21 protein-coding genes, 1 pseudogene and 1 riboswitch are annotated in these 23228 nt (G+C 47.3%); of the genes and pseudogenes, 21 read left to right on the forward strand and 1 reads right to left on the reverse strand.

The annotated features are described in order from the left end of the window. Positions 1-104 precede the first annotated feature (104 nt). From BACHE_RS16645 to BACHE_RS08810, 15 genes and pseudogenes are all read left to right on the forward strand, one after another. A complete protein-coding gene (locus BACHE_RS16645) occupies positions 105-449 on the forward strand; it encodes a hypothetical protein (RefSeq protein WP_148229827.1) in 345 nt (114 codons plus the stop codon). After that, positions 422-1111 (forward strand): annotated as a pseudogene (locus BACHE_RS18065) (sensor histidine kinase); the annotation flags it as partial. The gene BACHE_RS16645 and the pseudogene BACHE_RS18065, both read left to right, overlap by 28 nt. 42 nt (positions 1112-1153) lie before the next feature. After that, a riboswitch (cobalamin riboswitch) is annotated at positions 1154-1356 on the forward strand. 64 nt (positions 1357-1420) lie between these two features. After that, positions 1421-3418 (forward strand): TonB-dependent receptor plug domain-containing protein, encoded by a 1998-nt coding sequence (locus tag BACHE_RS08745; protein ID WP_013547335.1) that lies wholly within the window; start codon positions 1421-1423, stop codon positions 3416-3418. A 13-nt stretch (positions 3419-3431) separates the two neighbouring features. Then, positions 3432-4514 carry a DUF5074 domain-containing protein gene (locus BACHE_RS08750; RefSeq protein WP_013547336.1) on the forward strand — a complete coding sequence of 361 codons (1083 nt, stop codon included), beginning with the start codon at positions 3432-3434 and terminating at the stop codon, positions 4512-4514. A gap of 6 nt (positions 4515-4520) precedes the next feature. Next, positions 4521-5663: an ABC transporter substrate-binding protein gene (locus tag BACHE_RS08755; protein ID WP_013547337.1), complete on the forward strand. Its 1143-nt coding sequence runs from the start codon at positions 4521-4523 to the stop codon at positions 5661-5663. A gap of 52 nt (positions 5664-5715) precedes the next feature. Further along, entirely contained in the window at positions 5716-6747 is a 1032-nt protein-coding gene (locus BACHE_RS08760) for an iron ABC transporter permease (protein ID WP_013547338.1), read from the forward strand. Positions 6748-6885: 138 nt separating this feature from the next. Further along, complete coding sequence (locus BACHE_RS08765; protein ID WP_013547339.1) at positions 6886-7935, forward strand: tyrosine-type recombinase/integrase; 1050 nt, start codon at positions 6886-6888, stop codon at positions 7933-7935. 414 nt (positions 7936-8349) lie between these two features. Beyond that, on the forward strand, positions 8350-8526 hold the full coding sequence (locus BACHE_RS08770) for a hypothetical protein (protein ID WP_321074747.1): 177 nt from the start codon (positions 8350-8352) through the stop codon (positions 8524-8526). A gap of 44 nt (positions 8527-8570) precedes the next feature. Next, the gene (locus tag BACHE_RS16655; RefSeq protein ID WP_245530867.1) at positions 8571-10523 is read left to right on the forward strand and encodes a hypothetical protein; all 1953 of its coding nucleotides are present in this window, start codon (positions 8571-8573) and stop codon (positions 10521-10523) included. Between the two features lie 439 nt (positions 10524-10962). Next, positions 10963-11274, forward strand: a complete 312-nt coding sequence (locus BACHE_RS17675; RefSeq protein WP_013547341.1) for a hypothetical protein — start codon at positions 10963-10965, stop codon at positions 11272-11274. 66 nt (positions 11275-11340) lie between these two features. After that, the gene (locus BACHE_RS08790) at positions 11341-12600 is read left to right on the forward strand and encodes a carboxypeptidase-like regulatory domain-containing protein (protein ID WP_013547342.1); all 1260 of its coding nucleotides are present in this window, start codon (positions 11341-11343) and stop codon (positions 12598-12600) included. Positions 12601-12650: 50 nt separating this feature from the next. Further along, entirely contained in the window at positions 12651-13202 is a 552-nt protein-coding gene (locus tag BACHE_RS08795; RefSeq protein WP_013547343.1) for an RNA polymerase sigma-70 factor, read from the forward strand. Position 13203: 1 nt separating this feature from the next. Then, positions 13204-14064, forward strand: coding sequence for a FecR family protein (locus tag BACHE_RS08800; RefSeq protein ID WP_013547344.1), 861 nt, complete (start codon positions 13204-13206; stop codon positions 14062-14064). Positions 14065-14088: 24 nt separating this feature from the next. Then, the gene (locus BACHE_RS08805) at positions 14089-15636 is read left to right on the forward strand and encodes a carboxypeptidase-like regulatory domain-containing protein (protein WP_013547345.1); all 1548 of its coding nucleotides are present in this window, start codon (positions 14089-14091) and stop codon (positions 15634-15636) included. Between the two features lie 120 nt (positions 15637-15756). After that, on the forward strand, positions 15757-15933 hold the full coding sequence (locus BACHE_RS08810) for a DUF4250 domain-containing protein (RefSeq protein WP_013547346.1): 177 nt from the start codon (positions 15757-15759) through the stop codon (positions 15931-15933). Between the two features lie 87 nt (positions 15934-16020). Here BACHE_RS08810 and BACHE_RS08815 read toward each other — a convergent pair whose 3' ends face one another. Beyond that, on the reverse strand, positions 16021-17388 hold the full coding sequence (locus tag BACHE_RS08815) for a TrpB-like pyridoxal phosphate-dependent enzyme (RefSeq protein ID WP_013547347.1): 1368 nt from the start codon (positions 17386-17388) through the stop codon (positions 16021-16023). Positions 17389-17521: 133 nt separating this feature from the next. Between BACHE_RS08815 and BACHE_RS08820 the strand changes: the two genes are divergently transcribed. The 6 genes from BACHE_RS08820 (at position 17522) to BACHE_RS08845 (ending at position 23193) form a co-directional block, all read left to right on the forward strand. Then, positions 17522-19351 carry a TrkH family potassium uptake protein gene (locus BACHE_RS08820; RefSeq protein ID WP_013547348.1) on the forward strand — a complete coding sequence of 610 codons (1830 nt, stop codon included), beginning with the start codon at positions 17522-17524 and terminating at the stop codon, positions 19349-19351. 16 nt (positions 19352-19367) lie between these two features. After that, a complete protein-coding gene (locus tag BACHE_RS08825; protein ID WP_013547349.1) occupies positions 19368-20054 on the forward strand; it encodes a potassium channel family protein in 687 nt (228 codons plus the stop codon). Positions 20055-20384: 330 nt separating this feature from the next. Then, positions 20385-20996, forward strand: a complete 612-nt coding sequence (locus tag BACHE_RS08830) for an HU family DNA-binding protein (protein ID WP_013547350.1) — start codon at positions 20385-20387, stop codon at positions 20994-20996. Between the two features lie 386 nt (positions 20997-21382). Beyond that, positions 21383-21868 (forward strand): HU family DNA-binding protein, encoded by a 486-nt coding sequence (locus BACHE_RS08835; protein ID WP_013547351.1) that lies wholly within the window; start codon positions 21383-21385, stop codon positions 21866-21868. A gap of 145 nt (positions 21869-22013) precedes the next feature. Next, positions 22014-22487: a DUF4890 domain-containing protein gene (locus BACHE_RS08840; RefSeq protein ID WP_013547352.1), complete on the forward strand. Its 474-nt coding sequence runs from the start codon at positions 22014-22016 to the stop codon at positions 22485-22487. 160 nt (positions 22488-22647) lie between these two features. Beyond that, positions 22648-23193 (forward strand): DUF4738 domain-containing protein, encoded by a 546-nt coding sequence (locus tag BACHE_RS08845; RefSeq protein ID WP_013547354.1) that lies wholly within the window; start codon positions 22648-22650, stop codon positions 23191-23193. Positions 23194-23228 lie beyond the last annotated feature (35 nt).

The following is a 23228-nucleotide window of genomic DNA, read 5'->3' on the forward strand; positions in this document are numbered from 1 at the left end:
TTGCGAGAGTTATTTTTTTCATATAGAATGAGTATGCCGAAAAAATGCGCTACGTGCTTTCTCAAAGTAATATCTTAGTTTGGGACTATGACATAGTCACACAAATGATAACATTGGATTACAGTGACACAGCCTTGAAAGAACGGATGACGAGGGATGAATTTTTGAAGAAGCGGATTCCGCCATTAAAGTATGGCAGTGTGAATAAATCCTTTGACCGTTTGTCCGCAGGAGAAGAAGAAAATTTTTCAGAGGAATGGGAGTTACTCTCTATTTTGGAAGATGGCAGCCAAGAAGCACAATATGTGATGGTCAATGGAATGCCACTACGGAACAATTCGGGAAAGATTACGGCTTACTCCGGGCTGCTGCGTGACATCCAGACCTTATTCTCACGCAGCATCGGTTGGAGCATGAGACAGAACGAGCTTTACAGTCAGACAAAATGAAATCTGTGTTTTTGGCTAATATGAGCCATGAAATCCGTACTCCGCTTAATGCTATTGTCGGTTTTTCCGGTTTATTTCAAACTACGGAGGATCTGCAGGAAATATAGATTATCAATACGAACAATGAGTTGCTATTGAATCTGATTAATGATATTCTTGACCTTTCGCGCATAGAGTCGGGAGCGATGTCATTTCATCGCGAATATTTTGATATGGCCGGTTATTTCGATTATTTAGGAGTATCATTGCAGCAACGTTTGTAGAGCCCGGAAGTGCGGTTCATCATACAAAATCCATACAGCAGTTGCTGGATTTATCTTGACTGGTCACGCATAGCACAGATTCTTACCAATTTTGTGACCAATTCCATTAAGCACACGCAAAAGGGGTATATCAAAATGGAATATATATGGGATGGAGACGGCATTCGCATTTATGTGAAAGATGCCGGGGCAGGTATTCCTACTGACAAACAGTATCTCGTTTTCTGGCGTTTTGAGAAGCTGAATCCGTTTGTGCAGGGCACGGGACTTGGACTTTCCATCTGTAAGACCATCATTGAGGTTTGTGATGGAAGGATAAATTTCACCTCAGAGGAAGGACATGGCTCCTGCTTTTGGGCATGGATCCCCACAAAGGCTGCAATTGTATTCAAAAAATAATGGAGATCAGAGCTTAAGATATTTTTGTTTTAGATATTATTCCTATATTTGCCAGTGTTTTGTTCCGTGTTCTCCATTCGGGGAAAGGATGAAAAGGGAATCGGGTGCAAGTCCCGGACAGTCCCGCTGCTGTGAACTCATATTGAAGGATTTGCCAACTACCTGTGCCACTGCCGATATTTATACGGTGGGAAGGCGGAAAGTCCGGAGTAAGTCAGAAGACCTGCAAAACACAGTCAAAAAATTGTCCGTTCGAGGAAAGCGGGCAGTGTGTAAGATAGTTTAAAATAGTCACAGGTATTTTGTGGTATGAAATATAGAATATTGAATACTTGCATATTCTTATGTAGTATGAATATCTTTTGTCTTACTGCTCAAGATGCTGTTCCGGATACAGTTACGAATAGAGTACATTCTATTGATGAAGTAATTGTGCGTGCCCCAAAAATAATTTCCAATATGACAACTGCTGCTCCAATCCAGATTATGAGAAGGGAACAGATGGAGAGAATAGGTGTACAAGGAGTTGCAGAAGCAGTGAAGCACTTTACGGGAGTCAGCGTAAAAGATTATGGAGGGATTGGCGGCTTAAAAACTATTTCTGTGCGTAGTCTTGGTGCACAGCATACGGGAGTGAATTATGACGGTGTGGCAATAAGCGATTGTCAGTCCGGTCAAGTTGATATATCCCGTTTCTCTTTGGACAATGTTTCTTTGCTCTATTTGACGATCGGTCAATCTGATGATATATATCAATCTGCCAAAACGTTTGCTTCTGCAGGTACTTTGAATATTGAGACACTCCGTCCCGGACTATCCGAAAAATCACGTCAACTGACGACTAATTTAAAAGCGGGTTCCTTTGGATTGGTCAATCCTTCTTTGCTTTATGCGCAGCGTCTAAACGGAAAGCTCAGTCTGTCTGCATACGTTGATTATCTGAGAGCCGATGGAAATTATCCTTTTAAATTATGGAACGGCACGGCTTTGATTAATGAAAAACGCAACAATAGCGATATAAGTTCTTGGCGTGCAGAACTAAACTCTTATCTGAGTTTAAATGCTAAGCAGGATCTGAGCGTGAAACTTTATTTGTTTGATTCGGAACGAGGGCTTCCCGGTGGTGTGGTTTATGACAATATTTATGCTGCGGAACGGTTATATGATCGTAATTATTTTGCGCAAGCAGCCTATGAAAACCGTTTCTCTGATCATTGGAAGCTGAAAGTGGGTGGGAAGTTTAATTATACTTGGAACAAAGACTACAATAATGAAGCGTCCGGTATTACAGATGACCGTTTTCGCCAGACGGAAACATATCTGACTGCAACCTTATGGACAAGCCCCATACGCAATCTCTCTTTTTCATTAGCGCAAGATTTCAGCTATAATGACTTGTCCACTACTCTGAGAAATTGCCAGTATCCCCAGCGGTTCAGTTATCTGACGTCATTGGCCGCCCATTATGCCTTACCTAATGTGGTAATAACCGCCTCCCTGCTGAATACTTACATTACGGAAAGAGTAAAGACAGGTGAGGCTTCGGATGGCTTTAGGCGTTTGTCGCCTGCCGCCAGTTTGTCGTGGAAACCTTGGGATGGGAACTTGCGTTTCCGGTTTTCATATAAGGATATATTTCGTGTGCCGACATTCAATGATTTGTATTATCTGTTGATTGGTAATGCCAATTTACGGCCCGAATCCACGAAGCAATGGAATGCCGGAATCACATGGAACCGTTCTTTGTCTTCTCTGATAGAATATGTAGGTTTCAGCATCGATGGATATTATGGAACTGTAAAAGACAAGATAGTGGCGGTTCCCACCATGTTTGTCTGGAGAATGATGAATGTAGGTAAAGTTGAAACAGTGGGTATGGATGTTAATCTGACCTCGGACTTGAACTTGGCGGAAAAGTGGAAAGCCAACTTGTCTGTATCGTATAATTTTATGCAGGCAGAAGACATTACAGATCGTAATTCTAAAGTTTGGAGAAATCAGATTGCCTATACACCGAAACATTCAGGGTCAGGAAATTGTACGCTGGTTACTCCCTGGCTGAACGTTTCATATAATATACTGTATTCTTCAAGAAGATATAGCAGTACTTATAATAGCAATGATAATAGGATTGATTCGTACGTGGATCATGGAATTTCTCTCTCTAAGCAGATTATGTTGAAAGATAACCAGAAACTGCGTATCCAGTTGGATGCTCTTAATTTGGGTAATAAAAATTATGAAATCGTCCGCTTTTATCCAATGTCTGGACGTAACTATAAAGCAACTATTAATTATCAATTTTAAATAATAAGAAAAGATGAAAAAGAGTTTAATCGAAGCTTGCCTATTGGCTGTGCTGGTAGGAACGTTTGCTGCTTGTGATGACAGCAATGAACCTCAACAACCTGCAGTGGTTGAGGTAAAGAGTGTTGGAGCTTACTTTGTGAACAATGGTAAGTGGGGAGCCAATAATGGCTCCATTCAGTTTTATGACTATGAAACGGGGGCGGTGAGTGAAGACTTATATCGGCTTGCCAATGGAAAAGGGATAGGAGATACTCAGGATTTGTGTGTGTACGGTTCGAAGCTGTATGTGACATGTACTACGTCTTCCAAGCTGGAAGTGTTGGACTTGAAAGGAAGGATTATCAAAACGATTCCATTGACTACTGCATCGGCCCAACCTATGAAACCGCGTTATATGACAGCTACCGGTGGAAAGGTGTATTTTACTTCTTACGATGGTACAGTGTCCAAGTTAGACACGCTTTCATTGGCTGTGGAAGGCTCGGTTGTGGTAGGTCCCTATCCGGAGGCATTAACATCTGCCAATAATAAACTATACATTAATATTTCCAATTATGGTAAAGGCAGTCAGGTGGCTGTAGTCGATTTGGTGACTTTTACAAAAAGCAAAGATATAGAGGTGCTGCTGAATCCTTATAATCAGTCACTGACTGTGGGTGGAAAGGTTTACTTTGTGTCTTGTGGCACTTACGATAATCCGGATATTCCGGCTGAGAACCGTATTTTGCAAACATTGCAATGTATCGATTCGGCAACGGATAAGGTTACAAACATTTGCCAGGCCAGTTTCATATCTTACTATGATAATAAAATGTATTGCATCTATGCAGATTACTATACACCCGACAAGCAAGCAATATTCACTTACGATTTGAACACTGGCGAGAAGACTTCTCTATCTTCAGTCAACATATCCGCTATACAGAATCCCGCAGAAATAAATGTTGATCCGAGTAATGGAGATATTTATATATCATCTCCCGATTATACCGGTGCTCCCGGATCTGTTTATGTATTTGATAAAAATGGTGTTTCAAAGAAGACTTTGGAAGCTGGCTATTATGTTGCCGGTGTTCGTTTCTTGCAACAATAATTTGTGATGAAGAAATTCATTTGTCCATTGATATACCTGTTGGCCTTGTGGCTGACAGGTATTTCTTGTTCTCATAGGCAAACTTTGAGTACGTCTTCCCAAACAGGAGATACCATTCCCTTGCGCTATGCCGAGAATCTGACATTAGTGGCTTATCCCGATTATACCGTTGCCACTCTGCGCAACCCCTGGGATACCTTGAAGATTCTGCATACTTATATATTAGTACCCAAAGAGACCCCTTTACCGGAAGAACTTCCCGAAGGTACTGTCGTACGTACTCCACTTTCCAAATCAGTCATCTACTCGTCCGTACATTGCGGATTGATGGATAAACTTGGTGCTTTCGGCAGTATAGGCGGAGTTTGCGATTTGAAGTACATCAAGCTGCCTGCCGTGCAAGATGGTGTTGCCAAAGGCACTATTGCCGATTGTGGAGATGGCATGAATCCTGATATGGAGAAGATTATTGACCTGCATCCCGATGCCATTCTGCTTTCTCCGTTCGAGAATAGTGGTGGCTACGGGCGTATTGAAAAACTGAACGTTCCCATTATAGAGTGTGCTGATTACATGGAAACATCCGCTTTGGGGCGTGCCGAATGGATGCGCTTTTATGGGCTGCTGTTTGGCGTTGTCCCGAAGGCCGACAGCCTCTTTGCCGAGGTGGATAGCCGGTATGGGCAACTGAAGAAGCGTGCCGCGCTTTCGTCCGTATCCCTTTCCGTAGTCAGCGAACTGAAAAGTGGTTCGGCATGGTATGTGCCGGGTGGACGTAGCACTATGGGAGGTCTGTTCAATGATGCCTGCGGACGCTATGTCTTTGCCGAGGACAGGCATAGCGGCTCCGTCCCTTTGGCGTTTGAAACAGTTTTTGATAAGGCTGCCGATGCCGATGTGTGGACTATCAAATACAATCGTGACCGTGATATGACCTATTCCGATTTGCAGGCTGATTATATTGGCTATACAGGTTTCAAGGCATTCAAGACACGGAATATTTACGGCTGTAATACGGCGAAAGTACCGTTTTATGAAGAGACGCCTTTCCGCCCCGACTACCTGTTGGCGGACCTGATACAGATTCTGCATCCCGAAATAGGAGATTTGGGCGGTTTGCGCTATTTTTGCAAGCTGAACGAAGAATGAGGATTTGGCGAAGTGCCGCTTTGCCGAATATCCATTTATAAACTGATAATTAATGAACAAAGGCTGTAAATACGGTATCGCTTTGGGAGCAGTTATCCTCCTGCTTTTCATCGCCAATCTGTTGGCGGGGTCTGTTGCCATTCCGCCTGCTGACGTATTCCGCATCCTGCTCCTTGGCAGTGAAGGACAGAAGGCAAGCTGGAGCTTTATTCTTTGGGAATCCAGGCTTCCGCAGGCGTTGACGGCATTGCTTTGCGGTGGTGCGCTTTCCGTCTGTGGACTGATGTTGCAGACCGCGTTCAAGAATCCGCTTGCCGGGCCGTCCATTCTCGGCATTAATTCCGGAGCCAGTTTGGGGGTGGCATTTGTGATGCTTCTTTTTGGCGGAAGCATCACGGCGGGCACTTTCAGTTTGCCTGGCTTCTTTTCCGTATTGACTGGGGCTTTCATTGGCGCCATGTTGATTATGGCACTGATTCTTTTCTTTTCCACCTTGATAAGAAGCAACGTCATGTTGCTGATTACCGGCATTATGATAGGGTACATCGCCTCGTCGGCCATCTCATTGCTCAATTTCTTCGCCACGGCCGAGGGGGTGCAGTCCTATATGATTTGGGGAATGGGCAATTTCGGGGGAGTGTCCTTGCGGCAGATGCCTGCATTTGCATTGGTCACGGTTTTCGGTTTGTTCGGTTCACTGCTCTTGATTAAGCCTCTGAACGCCTTGCTGCTTGGCGAGCGCTATGCGGAGAATTTGGGCGTGAACCTGCGCCGGGTGCGCAACTGGCTGTTGGTGATAACGGGGCTGCTTACCGCCGTCACCACGGCTTTCTGCGGTCCGGTGGCTTTCATCGGACTGGCTGTGCCCCATGTGGCACGTATGATCTTGGGAACGGCCAATCACAATTCACTGCTACCCGTCACTATCCTCTGCGGAGGCGCGGTGGCACTGCTTTGCAACCTGATTTGCGTGTTGCCCGGTGAGGCAGGTATTATTCCTCTGAATGCGGTCACACCTATAATTGGAGCGCCGGTCATCATTTACGTTATTCTCAGCCAGAGGAATCCCAGGCATTTCAGTTGAATCAAAGTTCCTTTTATGTCTTCCTGTTAAGATGTTCTTTTCTTTATATTCTTTAAATTTGTTCTTACGAACTTTGCGTGCTTGTGTTCGTTTGTAGATTGATGTATGATATTGTGCACATTTTAAATTCGTGATTTAATGGAAGATAAAGCATTGTATAGAAAGGAATCAGTGGTGTCAAGTGACTTGTCCGACTATGTAGCCGATGTAATTGCTGCTTTGAAAGAAGAGAAGAAATACGCGGCGGCCCACAATTATCTCAGTACTCTGTGCTCTTTTATTCGTTTTTGGGGCGACAGGGAATTGCCGGCATCAGATGTATCTGTACCGTTGGGAAGTCCTACTTTACCGATGGTTGAGGTGTTCAGTTCCGGTGCACTGAAGAAATATGAATCGTGGCTGGTTTCCCGGCGATGCAGTTCCAATACCATTTCCACCTACATGCGTGTTTTGCAGGCGGTGTACCACCGCTGGCTGCCACCGGGGGCCTCAGGCTATAATCCGGTGCTTTTCAAAGATGTCCGTACCAGGGTGGAGGCGCCCACCAAGCGTGCGCTGACCGTGCAGCAGATAAGTCGGCTGGCTTCTACAGATTTTTCCTCACTGTCCCCGAAGCACCAGCGAGCGCTTGCCTATTTTCTGCTGATGTTTATGTTGCGTGGCATGCCTTTCATAGATCTTGCACATCTGCGAAAAACGGACTTGCAGGACGGGCGCATCGTCTATCAACGCCATAAGACCGGCAAGCCTATGGTAGTGGACTTACTTCCCGAATCTCTCCGGCTGATACAGAAGTTCCGAGATAAGACAGATTCCGTTTATCTGTTTCCACTACTTGACGGCGGGCTGCACGATGCCGAAGAACTGTACCGGTGCTATCAGGTTGCCTTGCTCCGTTTCAATCGTGAATTGACCGGATTGATGAGACTGCTTCTTCCCGGTGTGAAGGTCAGTTCGTACACCGCCCGTCATACATGGGCTACGACTGCTTATCATATGGGAGTATCTGTCGGGCTTATCAGTGAATCTTTAGGGCATTCGTCCATCCAAGTAACGATGGCCTACCTGAAACCTTTCGATCGGGAAGTGATAGATAAAGTAAACAAACAGGTGATCTCTTTTGTGAGAAAGTGCAAAAAGTGGAAGAAACAGGAATACAACATGCTATACGGTACGTTTTTAGGCTGACATTACTTAACGAGTAACGGCTAATTGAATGTGCAAATTTATGGCTTCTCGGATAGAAAAGCAAATAATACTTAATAAAAACAAGAACTAATTTCATGTTGACTAAATAAAAACAACACATAGATTAACAAAAGCATATAATTATTCTTAATCTCTTATCCTGCAGGTATAAGAAATGCCATCCCCACTTTTTTACCCATAAGCGGAGTGCATCCTTATTGTGCCTTATTCTTTAGAAAAGCTCTTTCTACCTTGAAAAGATGCAGCCGGAAAACTCCTTTTCTGCTTGCACCTAATAATAATTTGCCGTTACTCGTTAAGTAATGTCTTATCGGATATTGTATATCTAAAATATTTACCAATTAATTAAGTAAAGAGTATGAAAAAGAACAGTACGTATCCCCTCTGATTGAAGTGATACAAGTAGAGAATGAAGGTGTGATTGCTGCAAGCGGCATCCTGCCCGGAGTGGGCGATGGTGGAAACGCAGTGTCCGGTACTTATCGCGGCGGTTCTACCCGCAGCTACAACAGCGCCGGCAGCAGTGAGATTGAAGACCTGATTAACGACATCCTAACCATTGAGCAATGATGAAAACACCGAAACTGATGAACGCGCTCCTCGCGAGCGCATTGGTGGCACTCGCCGCAGGCTGTGCCGCCGACGACGCACTGACGGACGGAACCGCCAACGGCAGCAACGCCGGAACCGGCAAGCAGGTGACTATCACCGTGGGCACTGCCGCAGGCACAAGCACCCGCGTGGCATACGATGACGACAAAGCAGGCTCTGCTGACAACGGCGCACTGACCTGGCAGGCCGGAGACCAACTGAAAGTAGCAGGCTTTGGCGAAGCCGATGCCTACAAAGGCAGCGAGGACTACACCATAGCCGCCGAAGATGCGGGCAAGGTCAAAGCCCCCTTCACGGGCACGGAGATAACGGATGCCACCACCTTCAACGTCTATTACCCCGCCACGGTGAGCATAGATGCCACCACCGGCGCAGCCACCCTCGCCCTCGGCACACAGGTGCAGGAGGGTGACAACAGCACCGCCCACCTGCGCGGCAACATCCTGCTGCAAGCCACCGGAGTGACCGACCTCGGCAACATCGAGCTACAGATGCAGAGCAGCATCATGAAGTTCTCCCTCGGCGGCATCCCCGCCGCAGTGGGCACGCTGAAAAGCCTGACATGGACGGCAGAAACCACAGCCGGAGACCGGACGATGACGTTGAACTTCGCCACGGATGCCGACAACGCCGTGACCTTCGATGGCACGAAGAGCGACCTCACCGCCTACCTTGCCTTCCTCCCCGGTGACATGACGCTGAAAGCGGGCGGCAAGTTCACCGTGACACTGACGGGCGACATGAACTATAAGGCAGAAATGACCGCCACCGACGGGAAGACCTACGCCGCAGGCCTGCGATACACCGCCGCGATAGACGGAACCGCCTCCACCGCCGAATGGCAAGCGCCACCAGTCACCATCCGCACCACCCTCGGCACAGCCGCCGGTTACAATTACAACGGCCTTCCCCTGCAACTCGGCGCTTTCAGCGAGGCGAACTCCGCCGAGCAGGTGACCCTCTGCAGCACCACCATTGCCGATGGCAAAGCTACCATAACAACCGACCTCACGCCCTACGCAGACAAACCCATCTGGGTGTGCATCCCCGGCGTGGTGAAGTTCTTCCACACGCTGACGGCGGAGGAGATAAGCAGCCACACCCTGACCTTGCCCGACAAGGACGCGGGCAGCACGCTGAAAGCCACGCCCACCGCAGGCGGCAATCCGTATGAGAACGACTGGATAGTGGCCCTCTACATGGGCATCAACAAGGGCGGAAGCACAGCCCCCGATGCCACGCCCCTCTATTGGGCCACGGGCAACCTCATCGCCACCAAGACCAATACCGCCAACAGTGGCGCCACCACCACCGCTTTCCATATAGCCACGCCGGAGGAGACCCTGGCGCAAGCATCCGCCACAAGCCCCTATAATACCCCCATCGGTATCAGCGAAAGCGCTGCCGACGGCTATCAGGCCTGCGCCCAAGGCACGCAGTGGAACATGTTCGGATGGGCTGACGTTACGGGCTTGATAACAAGTACATCCAGCAGTAATTACGCTCCCACCCTCACCACTACCAACGGTACAAGTATCTGCGGCAATGCCGCTTACGACATCGCCCGCAAGCAGCTTGGCGGCAGTTGGCGGCTTCCCACAGGCGGTGACAGTCAAGCTACCGAAATAGCGGCATTTGCCGATGGCGATTTTTCTTCTCTGTCTCCTGACGGTATTGACTGGAAGACAGGTGAAACGTACACAGGCCGCCGCTACACCTACACCATCAGCAATGCCGGCAGTACGGGCAATACTATCTCCAACACGCTCTCGTTTCCCGCTGCGGGCTATCGCAACGGGGCTACTGCGTACCACCGTGGCAGTAACGACGACTACTGGAGTGGTACGGCCGACGGTGCGGACTTCGCGTACTACTTGAACTTCTACACGGGCAACGCCATCTGGTACAACTACGGTCGTTACCACGGCTTTGGGGTGTGCTCCGTCTCAGAATAAAGCGAAGCCCCGGCAGATGCCTGCCCCGCCCGCAAGCCCGATGAGCAGAAAGGCAGCAGACAGAAGCGAAACAGTGTAGCAAGCCCGATGAGCAGAAAGCAGAAGCAAAGCAACGCAAAAAACCTGATGAACAGAAAGGCAGCAGCCCCGCCCGCGGCGGAAGTAAACAATTTTCGCCGCATCGGGCAGCCCTGAAAAACAGAAGCGCAAGGAGCTAAAAATACATGCGCATGCAGTTCAAACTCCTTGCGCTTCCATTTTCAACTCCTTGCGCTTCCATTTTTGACTCCTTGCGCTTCCATTTTTCACCCCTCCTAAAAGTAGTTCTGACGGGGGTATAGCGAACAAAAACATAGTATTAACCCTAAATTTAAGACCACATGGCTAAATTTAAATTTGTAAAAAGAAAAAACCTTCAGAAGAAGAATGAACCGGGCAAATGGTACGCCTCGCCCGTAGTGACCAACCGACTGAACACGAACACCGTGTGCCGCGCCGTGACGCGAAACACCATCGTATCTACCTCCGCAACTCTACATTGAAGCGTGTAGGAGTACATTTGCAGGAAACGCGACGAATGGCGTCCTGTCCTAAGCAGAAACGGCAACGAGTCAATTCGTTGCTTGGACTGATGGGGCATTATGCCACTTACAGAATTCGCAAACGCCTGTTGCAGCCCGAATCTGCCGAGTGGGGATGGATGGGGTGTTTTGACAGGAATTTGTTGAAGTTGTGCCAAAAAAAAACATGAAATCCGTAGGGTATTTCCTTTCCGGGTGCTCTTATTAATAGAACCCCTTAAAAAAGAACATGCCTTATGAAAAGCTTGACAAGATTTGCACTTGTATGCCTGGCCGTTTTCCTCTTTGCAGGCATCGCCCCACTGTCGGCACAGGATGCCGCCGTGACCGATCTCATCATTACCGGTGTAGTGAAGAACAAGGATAGCCGCAAGAGGCTGGAGAACGTCAACGTTTCCATCGTCGGCACTAACATCGGTACTGTGACCAATGCCGATGGCACATTCTCTCTGAAAGTAACCACTACCGCCGCTTTCCGGGGAGTGGAATTCTCGCATATCGGATTTCTCAACACACGTCTCTCGCTCCAAGAACTCGAAAAGCTCGACGAACTGACTGTTTGGATGATACCTGCCCCAAATCTCCTGAGTGAAATAGTGGTTTTCGGTAATCCTCGCGCCATTGTGGAGGAAGCTATCCGGAAAATACCGGACAACTATTCTGCAACCGACAATATGCTGACTGCTTTCTATCGGGAAACTGTGCAGAAACGCCGTCGCTACATCAGCGTGTCCGAGGCCGTGATGGATGTTTACAAGACTGCATACCGCGATAGGGACAGCGGCCGTGACCGTGTGCAACTCCTTAAAGGACGTCGGTTGATGAGCCAAAGGCAGAATGATACGTTGTCAGTGAAAGTGGTAGGAGGACCCAATCTTTCCCTCTATCTTGACATCGTGAAGAACGGTGACGCGCTGCTCAGTGCGGATAACCTCAACTATTACGACTTCCGGATGGAAGAGCCTGTCAATCTGGACAACCGTATGCAATATGTCGTCAGTTTCCGTCCGCGCGTCAGCCTGATGTACGCCCTGTTTATTGGAAAACTCTACATAGACCGCGAACGTCTTTTCTTCACCCGCGCTGAGTTTGGGCTGGATATGGCCAACCGAGTGAAAGCGGTGGAGGCCATCCTCCACAAGAAACCGGTCGGACTGAGATTTCGACCGCAGGAGGTCAGCTATCTGGTGACCTACCACCAGCAAGGTGCAAAGACCTACCTCAACTACATCCGAAATGTTATCCGCTTCAAGTGTGACTGGAAGAAGCGGCTCTTTTCCTCAGGCTATACCGCTTTTTCGGAAATGGTGGTGACAGACAGGACAGAACATCCACTGACGGGCATTTCGGGTAAGAATACATTCAAGTCCGGACAGATATTTTACGACCTCGTGGATGAGTATTGGAACGAGGACTTTTGGGAAAACTATAATATCATAGAACCGACGGAATCCTTGGAGCATGCCGTAGATAAATTGAAGAAACAAGCACGTTGACTATCAAATAGTTTTCCGTATATTTGAAAGCTACTAAAAACAGATATGGCATGCTGAACGAACTCATCATACTTGCAAGGATAAAAGAGGGTGACATAAAGGCGTTTGAGGGAATCTTCCGCCGTTATTATTCCCCTCTCTGCTGGTATGCGACAGGCATTACGGGTGAGGCGGAGGCGGCCGAGGAGATTGTTGAACAACTGTTCTATGTCTTGTGGAAAGACAGGGAAAAGATACAGGTTTTCCGGTCGCTCAAAAGCTATTTATACAGGGCCGTTCGAAACGAAGCAGTGCAGTATTGCGAGCATCGTGAAGTCAAGGAACGTTACGGCTCTTCCCTCATGTCTCCGGATGGGGATGAATTCTCATCCGATCCCCAACGGCAAATGGAATATAAAGAGCTTCATGCGTTGATAAGTCGTGCACTTGGTCGATTGCCTGCCCGCAGGAGACTGATATTCAACATGCACCGTATGCAGGGACTGAAATATGCGGAAATAGCACGGTCGCTTTCTCTGTCCGTCAAGACAGTGGAAGCTGAAATGACAAAGGTACTACGGACCTTGCGTGGTGAAATAGATAATTATATCCGTACAAAATAATATGGAACAGAAAAAGAATACTATAAAAACCGATGAAGCGTGGAGCCGTCTCCATGCCCGGCTTGAAGAAGAACATCTGTTGCCACGGACAGAAAACGGCGGCATCGTGCATGGTAAGTTGCTTCTGAAGTGGGGGGCGGTAGCGGCGGTCTTCTTGGGAATGATTTATTGTGCCGCATTGTGGATGACACCCTCGCCGCAAAAGAATGCCCGAAATCTGATAATGCAGCAAAACAGCGAGAAAGCCACCTTGGTAAAGACGCTTGAAGACGGCTCCATCGTTTATTTGGCACAAAGAAGCACTTTGCTTTATCCTGAACATTTTGCTGCGGATAAGCGAGAAGTAAACTTGCAGGGGGAGGCCTTCTTTGATATTGCTCCCCAAAAAGAGCAGTCCTTTCTGATCGAAACCGGGAAAGTACGTGTAGAAGTGTTGGGAACCGCCTTCGATGTGAGGAGCAATGAAAGCACATCTTTCAGCCTGTCTGTGCAAAGGGGGATGGTAAAGGTTATGTTGAGGCAGGACGGGCATACTTTGCTGGCAAGAGCAGGTGAAACCATCTTTTTGCAGGATGGAGAACTTCACCGGGGAGAAACGGTGTCCTCCGGTTATTTTGATCGCTATACAAAGAATATACGCTTCAAAGACGAACTTCTTGAAAACGTGCTGCGTGCAGTGAATCGGGAATCGGCTGGCACGCAGGTTGTGACAAACTCTGCTGTCCTGAACAAGAAGCGGCTGACCGTTGAGTTTTCCGATTACTCACCGGAGTCTGTGGCAGAACTGATTTGCTGGACTTACGGCCTGAACTGTGTCCGTCGGGGAAACCGGTTGATACTGGAGCCTGCTCCTACGCATTAATAAACCTATATTCTCCTGCAGATGATGAATAAAGCCGATATAAGGACATTACTTTTTTTTCTTCTTCTCCTTACCACTGTCATAGCGAGGGCGGACGGGGAAGATATACTGGAACGTATAATCCGGTTGCCTCATGCCAAGGGGACGGTTTATGCCTTGCTGGGTAAAATATCGGAGCAATCCGGCTGTCTTTTCATTTACGACAGCAGGGTCATCAGCAACGATTCCATTGTAAAGATCAGGAAGAAAGACTGTACGGTGAGGCAGGCTATTTATGAAATAACGGGCAACAGGCATTTGGAACTGAAGGTTCTGGGAAAGCATATACTGATTGCACCGACTGTAGCGGAAGTCTCTGTGGGAGATGCTTCCAAGGAAGTTGCCATACAGGCGCATCGCACGGTCACCGGCAAACTTCTGGATAAAGAAACGGGAGAGCCTGTGACCAATGCATCGGTTCTGGTGCAGGGAACATCGCTTGGCAACATCACCAATCAGAACGGGGAGTTCCGGCTTCATCTGCCCGACTCTTTAAGAAACAGCATACTTTCTTTTTCTCATCTGGGTTATGTAGGACAAAGCATTGGAGCGCCCGCACTGGCAGGCCGTAACAACATCTTGAGCCTTGAGCCTAAAGTCATTCCTCTGCAAGAGGTACTGATCAGGTTGGTGGAGCCTAAGAAATTACTGCGTGAGATGATGGAGCACAGAAACAGAAACTATTCTTCCGCACCTGTTTACCTGACCACTTTTTATAGGGAGGGAGTACAGTTGAAAAATAAGTTTCAAAGTCTGACCGAGGCTGTTTTTAAAGTCTATAAATCTTCTGTAATGAAACCTGACGCCAATGATCAGGTGAAACTTCTCAAAATGAGCAGGATTGATAAACGCGACAGGGCGGACAGTCTGGTAACCAAAATACGGTCGGGTGTCGAGGCTTGCCTGCAATTGGACATAGTAAAGAATGTTCCCGACTTTCTTTTGCTTGACTTGAGTGGAGAGCTTTATACATATACCTCCGGTGATATTGTGTCGATAGACAGCCGGACTGCCAATGTGGTTTATTTCGAGCAGAAAAAAGGAGTGAATGAACCATTGTTTTGCGGTGAATTGTACATTGATTCCGAGAACAATGCACTGTTGCAGGCACGTTTTGAAGTCAATCCCCGGTATGTGAAAAAAGCAACCCGTTTCTTTGTGATACGCCAGGCGCAGAAGATAAGGCTGACTACACAGAAGATTGTATATACTGTCTCTTATAAACCTTGGAACGGGACTTATTACATGCATCATATCCGGGGAGACTTGTATCTGAAGATGAAAAGAAAGCTTCTGTCACTCGGCAATCCTATCGTGCATACTTGGTTTGAGATGGTGACTTGCCGCATTGACGATAAGGATGTCACCCGTTTTCCCCGTGCGGAAAGATTGCCTACGCGTACTGTCTTTGCCGATACGGATTTCAAATACGATGAGAAATTCTGGGGAGACTTCAACGTGATTCCTTTGGAAGACGAGTTGGGCAAAATCATAGAAAAAGTAGCGCTAAAGATAGAAAAGACTGAAGAATAAGCCCTTCCGTCAACGTTTGCGCCGGGCTTTATCATGGGAATTGATTTATATCAATTGAATATGTGGGAGTATTTTCGTACTTTTGCCGCCGGTATTAGTTTTAACTAAATGATTGTAACTATGAAATTGCCTGAAGATGCGGTAATGCTTTACAGTTTCATCAATATGAAACTACGTGATTTTTATCCTTCGTTGGATGCTCTCTGCGAGGATATGAATGTTGAAAAAGAGGACATTTTGCAGAAGTTGAAAATGGTGGGGTTTGAATATAACCCTGCGAAAAACAGATTCTGGTAATCAATTGTCTTAGGATTATAGAACGACTCCCGCCCGCTTATTGCCATACGGCACAAGCAGACGGGAGTTGTCTTATTATAGGGGGCTTCAGGCCAGATTCCCGATTTCATCCAGATTTTCCTGAATGTCCTTGTCGGTCAATTCATAGTTCACCAAGTCGCCGGATAGATACTTGTCATACGATGCCATATCGATAAGCCCGTGTCCGGATAGGTTGAACAAGATTACCTTTTCCTCACCGGTTTCTTTGCATGCGTTTGCCTCGCGCACAGCCGCCGCAATGGCATGGCACGATTCGGGCGCTGGGATGATGCCTTCTGCCTGTGCAAACAGAACTCCTGCGTCGAATGATTCCAGTTGCTTGATGTCCACAGCTTCCATCAGGCCGTCTTTCAGCAATTGCGAGACAATGACACCTGCGCCATGATAGCGCAGACCACCGGCGTGTATATTGGCCGGCGCAAAATTGTGTCCCAATGTAAACATGGGCAGCAATGGCGTATATCCGGCTTCATCACCGAAATCGTACTGGAATTTGCCGCGCGTCAGTTTCGGGCACGAGGCAGGTTCGGCGGCAACAAAGCGTGTCTTTTTCCCTTCAAGGATTTTATGGCGCATGAAGGGGAAAGAAATACCGCCGAAGTTGGAGCCGCCGCCGAAGCATGCTATCACCACATCCGGATACTCGCCTGCCATGGCCATTTGCTTTTCAGCTTCAAGCCCGATAACGGTTTGATGCAACGTCACATGGCTCAGCACGGAGCCGAGGGTATATTTGCAGTTAGGAGTGTTTTGTGCCAGTTCGATAGCCTCGGATATGGCTGTGCCCAATGAACCCTGATGATTGGGGTGCGCGGTCAGGATGTCTTTTCCGGCACGGGTGGACATGGAGGGTGAAGGAGTGACCTGTGCACCGAACGTCTGCATCACACTGCGTCGGTAGGGCTTCTGTTCATAACTGATTTTCACCTGATAAACGGCGGCTTCCAGTCCGAAAAGGCGTGCGGCATAGGCCAAAGAAGCACCCCATTGTCCGGCTCCGGTTTCGGTGGTGACGTTGGTAACTCCCTCCTTCTTGCAGTAATATGCCTGCGGTATGGCCGAATTGAGCTTGTGTGACCCCATAGGGCTGACGCTCTCGTTCTTGAAGTAGATATGTGCCGGAGTGCCGAGTGCTTTTTCCAGCCCATAGGCACGCACCAGAGGAGTGCTGCGGTAATATTTGTACATGTCGCGCACTTCTTCGGGAATTTCAATCCAGGCATCTGTCTGGTTCAATTCCTGGCGGCAGAGTTCTTCGGCAAAGATAGGATATAAATCTTCGGCTTTCAGGGGTTGTTTAGTGCCGGGGTGAAGCGGTGGCATGGGTTTGTTCACCATATCGGCCTGTATGTTATACCAATAACGTGGAATTTCATCTTCCGGGAGAATAAATCTTTTTGTCTTGTTGCTCATAGTGGTTAAAAAAAATAATGATTTGAGGTTCAAATGTAGCCATAATTTTTAAACCAATTTCTTTTTGCAGTTGTTTTTTGTATATAAAAGCAACTTTAGCTAAGTTTGCCGCGTCTTGTTAATTGATGTATTTATGAAAATCTACCATAAATTCCTTTTGTATCAAAATAAATGGATTGATCCTTATGTACGGATGGCAGGAGGGGTAATGGCTTTCATCACCTATTTGGCATCCATCCTACTGATTGCAGGAGTGGTTTATGAGCATGGCTTCACAGTATCGGCGGCCGAAGCCCGTCAGCTTCAACGTCTGTATCATGGAGTATGGATTGTTTTTCTGGCGGCTGTCACTCTGCGTATCTTGTTGCGGTACAAAGATACCCGGCGTACTTTCGGCAGGGTGGCATGGATACTGACCGCCTTGCTGTATCTCACTCTTGTTCCGGTTGTTTTCCATCGTCCGGAACAAGAGGGGGCCGTCCTGCAGTTTTGGGAGTTTTTGCATGGCAAGCCTTATCATCTTGTCTTGTTGCTGATCTTTTCTTTTCTGAGCCTTTCCAACGGAATGGTCCGCTTGTTGGGAAGGCGGACAAATCCTTCACTTATTTTAGCTGTCAGTTTCTTGATAATCATTCTTGTGGGTACGGGACTGCTGATGCTTCCGCGCTGCACGGTGGCGGGCATTTCGTGGATTGATTCACTGTTTATATCTACGAGCGCGGTATGTGTCACGGGACTGACCTCTGTGGACGTGGCTTCCACTTTTACTCCGACCGGCTTCGCGGTAATCATCCTGCTGATTCAGATCGGGGGGCTGGGCGTAATGACGCTTACAAGTTTCTTTGCGATGTTCTTTATGGGCAATACATCGTTGTACAATCAGTTGGTGGTGCGTGATATGGTCAGTTCCAATTCGCTGAATTCATTGCTTTCCACTTTGGTATATATCTTGGCTTTCACGCTGGCGATTGAAGGGGCGGGGACACTGGCTATCTGGGGAGATATCCACGGAACAATGGGCATGAATATTCAGGAAGAACTGGCTTTTTCCGCTTTCCATTCCATTTCTGCATTCTGCAACGCCGGATTTTCCACATTGCCGGGAAATCTGGGAAATCCGTTGGTGATGGCAGGGCACAATCCTTTCTATATCTATATTTCCCTGCTGATTATCTTAGGAGGTATAGGCTTTCCCATCTTGGTCAACTTCAAGGATATCGTACTTTATCATTTGCGCCGCCTGTGGGGCTTTCTGCGCACATGGCATTGGGATAGAAACCGTTTTTCCCATCTGTACAACCTCAACACGAAGATTGTGCTGATCGTTACATTTATGCTTCTGCTTGGGGGCACTGTGGGCATTGCGGCTATCGAGTGGAATGGCGTCTTTGCCGGAATGTCGGTTGCGGATAAGTGGACACAGGCTTTTTTCAATGCGGCATGTCCCCGTACGGCCGGTTTCTCCAGTGTGGACCTGACGGGCTTAGGTGTGCAGACGCTATTGATTTATCTTTTCCTGATGTGGGTGGGCGGCGGCTCCCAATCTACGGCAGGTGGTATCAAGGTCAATGCTTTTGCGGTGGTGGTGCTTAATCTGGTGGCCGTGTTGCGGGGTACGGAGAGGGTGGAAGCGTTCGGCCGTGAACTGTCGCACGATTCCATCCGCCGTTCCAATGCCACGGTGGTGATGTCGTTCGGAATCTTGTTCCTGTCCGTGTTTGTCATCAGCATTTTGGAGCCCGGGGCCTCACTGACGGCAATCACCTTCGAGTGTGTATCGGCGTTGAGCACGGTAGGCTCAAGCCTCAATTTTACCCCGACGTTGGGCGGTGACAGCAAGCTGCTGCTTGCCGCATTGATGTTTATCGGCCGTGTGGGGCTGATTACTCTGATGCTCGGCATCATCAGGCAGAAGAAGCATACGAAATATCAATATCCAAGCGGTCAGATCATTATAAATTAAGAAACATCAGTATATTATGAAGTATATTATTATCGGTTTGGGAAATTACGGACACGTGCTTGCCGAAGAACTTTCTGCTTTGGGGCACGAAGTGATAGGGGCTGATATCAGTTCCGGCCGTGTAGATAGCCTGAAAGACAAGATCGCCACGGCTTTTGTCATCGATGCCACGGACGAGCAGGCTTTGTCTGTTCTGCCCCTGAACACTGTGGATGTGGTGATTGTAGCCATTGGAGAGAATTTCGGCGCATCTATTCGGGTTGCGGCTCTGCTGAAACAGAGAAAGGTGAAACGCATCTATGCCCGTGCCATCGACGCCGTTCACTGTTCCGTACTTCAAGCTTTCGGGCTGGAGCGCATTCTTACTCCGGAAGAAGATGCCGCACACGGTCTGGTTCGCTTACTGGAGTTTGGCGCTGATATGGAGACATTCCGGGTCGATCCGGATTATTATGTCGTCAAGTTTACCGTTCCGGAAAAGTTGGTGGGCTACTGTGTGAACGAGTTGAACTTGGATAAGGAGTTCGGGCTGAAAATGCTTGCCTTAAAGCGTGCCGGAACCTTGACGAACAGTCTGGGCATATCCTTCACGGAGCACAACGTTGTCAATGAATTTGCGGACAATGAGCAGATACAGAGTGGCGACAGGTTGGTGTGCTACGGACGCTACCGAGATTTCCAGAGATTCTGGAAGGCGCTGTGACGAAATCTTATATAGACAACTTCTCAGGATTTTTTTTCTGTCAGGGATTAGTATTCTTTTCAGGTACTTTTATTGTTTTCCGTGCCTAAGATTAGTATCTTCGCAGCCTAAGACTAATTCTTTCCACCATGGTGGAAAGCAAAGAACGCCACGGTGGAAAGCAAAGAGCACCACGGTGGAAAGCAAAGAACACCGTGGTGGAAAGAATTGACTTTAGGCATCCTCTTCCTTAATTATCGCAAGGAAGATGGCTAAATAAAGCGATATAACAGTTTAATCCCGGCACTTCACACTAATCTTGCGGAGCGTCGAAAAAAAGAACAGAAGCAGATGAGTGCATATTACGACCTTTTTGAAAAACCTGATGTTCGCCAAACCGGTGAACAGCAACCTCTTTACGCCCGTTTTATCCCCAAAGGAACCATTGAACAGAAAGAGTTTCTGGATCGTGTGCACCTTTTTACCGGCATCAGCCGTAGTATGCTTGAGGGCGCTATGGCAGCCTTTATGGACGAGCTGCGCGACTGCCTTGCCGATGGCTGGACAGTGGAACTGGGAGAGCTTGGCTATTTTACTCCCTCTTTGAGCTGCCGTCGGGAGGTGATGGACAAGAAAGAGCTGCGTGCGGCTTCCGTCAGTCTCCGAGGCTTGAACTTCCGCTTGGGAAAAGCTTTTTATCGGGCACTCGACAAGAAAATGCAATTGGAACGCCGACCTCAGTCCAAAAAAGATGAATCGCAAAGTGCCTTGTCCCAGGAACAGCGTTTCCAACTGCTCGAAACTTATCTTGAACAATACCCTTGCATCAATCGTGCCCAATATAGCCGTCTGACCGGACGTAGCGTGCGGCAGGCTGTCAACGACTTGAACCGGCTCATTGAAGATGGTGTGCTGATGAGGCACGGTGAGGGAAAGAGTGTGGTGTATGCCAAGAAAAAGTAAAATCGGGTAAAAACTGCCCAAGAGAGAGTGATAAGTTTGCTTGTAGAGATTGCTTCTGACGCTATCTCTCATTATCAGTCGTTTAGTCTCTCCGCCTGTAGAGATTACAGGCATATTCTGCTTTCTTTTGTATTTTCTTCCTTTCAGTTTTTTCTTCACTTGTAGAGATGGCCTTTTTCTATCTTTCTGTTTATTAATGTTTTAAGACTTTTGGCTGTAGATGCCGTTTTCTTGCTTTCGCTTGTTTCTCACCCTAACTTTGCGGTATCGAATTTGAGAAAACAGAAAGCTTGACTGTTGAGGCCTCACGGTAAATGCTTCTTGTTTTAGTAGAATAAGATAGAAGGTTTATATATACATTAGTAACATTTAAAACTAAAAGCATTATGGCAATTAAGTATGAAGTAAAGAAGAAAGTATTCGGTTTTGACGAGACAAAGACAGAAAAGTACGTAGCGCAGACAAAGGTATTGGGATTGGTTAAATTTGATAAGTTGTGCGAGGAAGTGCAGAAGGTGAGCATGGCGCCGCGTGGTGTTGTGAAAATGGTGATTGACGGGCTGATTGATACACTGAATATGGATTTGGATAAGGGGTACTCCGTGCAGTTGGGAGACTTCGGTTGTTTCCGTCCCGGATTGAATGCAAAAAGCCAGACGGGAGCAGAAACAGTGGATGCCAACACGGTGTATCGCCGGAAAATCATCTTTTATCCGGGAAGCTATTTCAAGAATATGTTGACTAAAGCCACCGTAGAGAAACTGGTGCTTGGAAAAGACAACGTGGGCTCTGCCGGTAGCACATCTGGCACGGGAGACGGAACGGAAACGGGAGGAACTGGTGGAGATGAAAATGAAAATCCATTAGGATAATGTCAGTGCAATAAGGTTTTAATTCCTTTTTTATGTTAAAGCGGAAAGTTGTGATTAAACTTTCCGCTTTTCTTATGGTCTTATAATCGTTGCAACACAATAGGTATAAACCATATAAAGTATTAACTTAAAAAGAAATGGAATGATGAGAAAGATTATTTTGATATTAGTGGCTGCCTTCTTTATGGGCAGTGCGGCGATGGCGCAGCATGCCCGTCGCGGTGACAGAATGCCTGACCCGAAAGTGCGTGCCGAACGCATGACAGAACGGATGGCAAAGGAATACTCTTTGAATGATACCCAGAAGAAACAACTGCTGGAAGCCAACCTGGTATTTGTGGATAAAATGGGTGGCAGACCGATGCACCGCAGACCGGATGCGGGAAAAGGTAAGAATGCGTGTGATTCATGCTGCTGTGCCCGGACAGGAAAGCGGCATCAGGCTGATAGAAAGGCTGGAATGGAAAAGAAACATAAAGAAATGAAGGACGCCCGTTCTGCTTATGATGCACAGCTTCAGAAGATCCTGACAAAAGACCAATATGCAGCTTATAATAAGAAAATGCAGGATAGAAAAGATAAAATGGAATCTAAGGGAAAAGAGGCCGCAAAGAATTGAGTATTCAAGGTGTTGGTGTAAAAAGAGACCGACGAGAACATGGTAATCCCCTTTGTTTACCCTGTTTTCATCGGTCTCTTTATTGTTTTCCGGCTTTTCCTTGTGTTTTTGCTGCTCTTTTTGTTTCTTTGCGCTATCCAACTTACAAAAAAACGAAACAATGAAGAATATAGTTTATGCATTGGCGTGTGTATCTGTTATCTGCCTTTCAGCTTGTTCATCAAAGAGTAAAAATGGAAATGACATGCAGGTATTGATGCAGGATAGCACAGAAAGTGCCGGTCCGCAGCGTATGCAGGTATCTGATGTGAAGACGGTTTTTGCTTATAAAGGAAAAGATTATGAATCGTCCGTAGTGCGCAAACCGGATGAGAGCCTGCCCATAGTAACGAACGAGCAAGGTGAAAAATTCGTTGATAACCACATTACTTTGCATATAACCTGTGGTGGCAAGCAAGTAGTGGATAAGGTATTTACAAAAGAGAGTTTTGCCTCATTGATCGATGCGAAGTTTATGAAATATGCTATTCTTGAAGGATTGGTATTTGACCGGGTGACTCCTCAGGGAATGATATATGCGGCCAGTGTGTGTTATCCGCAGTCGGATCTTTACGTTCCTATCAGACTGACTGTAACGGCCGAAGGTAATATTTCCATGACAAAAGAAGAGTTGATGGAAGATTACCGGACAGACAGCATCAGTTGACAGGTTATTGGCAACTGGTTGCCTTTGACTGCACA

The organism is Bacteroides helcogenes P 36-108, assembly GCF_000186225.1.
In the GTDB taxonomy this organism is placed as follows: domain Bacteria; phylum Bacteroidota; class Bacteroidia; order Bacteroidales; family Bacteroidaceae; genus Bacteroides; species Bacteroides helcogenes.